Origin of the sequence: Mycobacterium sp. (assembly GCF_049585075.1) — a bacterium.
Taxonomy (GTDB): domain Bacteria; phylum Actinomycetota; class Actinomycetes; order Mycobacteriales; family Mycobacteriaceae; genus Mycobacterium.
The window spans coordinates 1-1,942 of the sequence record NZ_JBAUZA010000403.1 but is presented as its reverse complement, the minus strand read 5'-3'; the positions used below and the strand labels follow the sequence as shown (position 1 = coordinate 1,942).

Genomic DNA, 1,942 nt, shown 5'->3' with positions numbered 1-1,942 from the left:
GGTCGGCGGCCGACGCGGTGTCGCCGGTGGACAACGCAGCGAAAAACCTTTCGGCTGCCGGCGTCGGACCCTCCGCGCGCGGCGTACAGGCCGACACGGCGGTCGTCGTGACAAGCACCGCCAGCACCGCGGCGGTTACTGCTGTGGTTTTTGTTGCCATTGAGGCAGATGTTATGAAACTACGCGACGAGACCAGCGGAGGCGCACCGAGACGGAGTCGTGACATCGGTCAGCAGCTGCCCTGTTTGCGCCGAAACTTAAGCCGTTGTGACTCCCATCCGCGTGTCGTCGCAGGCGTTTAAGTGTCGCGCAACGACGGTCGCGGGTTAGTCCAGCAGAACGGTCGCGAAGGTACCGACATCGACGAAGCCGACCCGGTCGTAGGTGGCGCGGGCCACGGTGTTGAAGTCGTTCACGTAGAGGCTGGCGGTGCGCCCAGTGCCTACGATCACCGCTGCCAGCGTCGCGGTACCGCCGGTGCCCAGACCCTTGCCGCGCCACTCCGGATGAACCCACACCCCTTGGATCTGGCTGACTGCCGGTGACTGCGACCCGACTTCGGCCTTGAAGACCACCTCGCCATCTTCGAAGCGGGCCCATGCGCGGCCCGCTGCGATCAGGTTGGCAACCCGGCGCCGGTAGCCGCGGCCACCGTCGCCCAGCCGCGGGTCGACACCCACCTCGCCGATGAACATGTCGATGGCGGCCACCAGGTAGGTTTCGATCTCGTCGGGCCGCACCTGGCGCACACCGGGATCGATCTCACATGTCGGCATCCGACTCAGCGACATCAGCGGCTGGTGTTCACGCACATCACGGGCGGGGCCCCACGCCGGCTCGAGCCGTTGCCACATCGGCATCACCAACTCGGCCCGGCCGACCAGGGACGAACATCGCCGTGACACAGTCAGCGCCGCGTCGGCGAACGCATACAGATCGGTCAGTCGGCCGCGCAGCGGAATCAGGTTCGCGCCGGCGTAGCACAGCGACTCCTCGGGCCCGCGGCGCGTCCACAGCTCGCCGCCGATCGAGTTGGAGTCGAGGCCGTGATCGGCCACCCGGGCGGCGACCATGCACGACCCGACCGGGTCGTCATCGAAGACACGGCGCACCGCCGCGCCGTCGCGCACTACCGACACCCGTCGCTCGCTGACCACGCGGCGGATGGGTGGAGCCGACATACCAAATCTTTCTGGGACCGACAGTTTGGCCGGAGTGGGCCACGTCTCAGCTTACGGTCACAATAGGCGAACCGCTCGCTGTTGCGGCTTCCCCCGGCTCAGTGCCTATTTCGCTTGCGAGCCGCATGGCTTCTTCGATCAGCGTCTCGACGATCTGCGCCTCGGGCACGGTCTTGATCACCTCACCGCGGACGAATATCTGACCCTTGCCATTGCCCGATGCGACGCCGAGATCGGCCTCGCGCGCCTCCCCCGGCCCGTTGACGACGCAGCCCATCACGGCGACCCGCAACGGCACGTCGAGGCCGTCGAGTCCAGCGGTGACTTCGTTGGCCAGGGTGTAGACGTCAACCTGGGCGCGACCGCACGACGGGCAGGACACGATCTCCAGCGAGCGTGGCCGCAGATTCAGCGATTCGAGGATCTGGGTGCCGACCTTGACCTCTTCAACGGGCGGCGCCGACAGCGATACCCGGATGGTGTCGCCGATGCCCCGCGACAGCAACGCACCGAACGCGACCGCGGACTTGATGGTGCCTTGGAACGCCGGGCCCGCCTCGGTGACGCCGAGGTGCAACGGGTAGTCGCACTGCGCGGCCAGCTGCTCGTAGGCGGCGACCATCACAACCGGGTGGTTGTGCTTGACGCTGATCTTGATGTTGCCGAAGCCGTGCTCCTCGAACAGCGAGGCCTCCCACAGCGCCGACTCGACCAGCGCCTCCGGCGTGGCCTTGCCGTACTTCTCCATGAACCGCTTGTCC

2 protein-coding genes are annotated in these 1,942 nt (G+C 66.9%); both read right to left on the bottom strand.

Going from position 1 to position 1,942, the window contains the following annotated elements:
- Window positions 1-326: 326 nt before the first annotated feature.
- Entirely contained in the window at window positions 327-1,181 is an 855-nt protein-coding gene (locus WB785_RS19105) for a GNAT family N-acetyltransferase (protein WP_424080865.1), read from the bottom strand.
- Between the two features lie 46 nt (window positions 1,182-1,227).
- Window positions 1,228-1,942, bottom strand: a 715-nt coding sequence (locus tag WB785_RS19100; RefSeq protein ID WP_424080864.1) for a flavodoxin-dependent (E)-4-hydroxy-3-methylbut-2-enyl-diphosphate synthase, incomplete at its 5' end; no start/stop codon positions are given.

Bases quoted from the DNA above. Each gene is read 5' to 3' on its own strand.
- WB785_RS19105 (WP_424080865.1), bottom strand. From the start codon at position 1,181: ATGTCGGCTCCACCCATCCGCCGCGTGGTCAGCGAGCGACGGGTGTCG.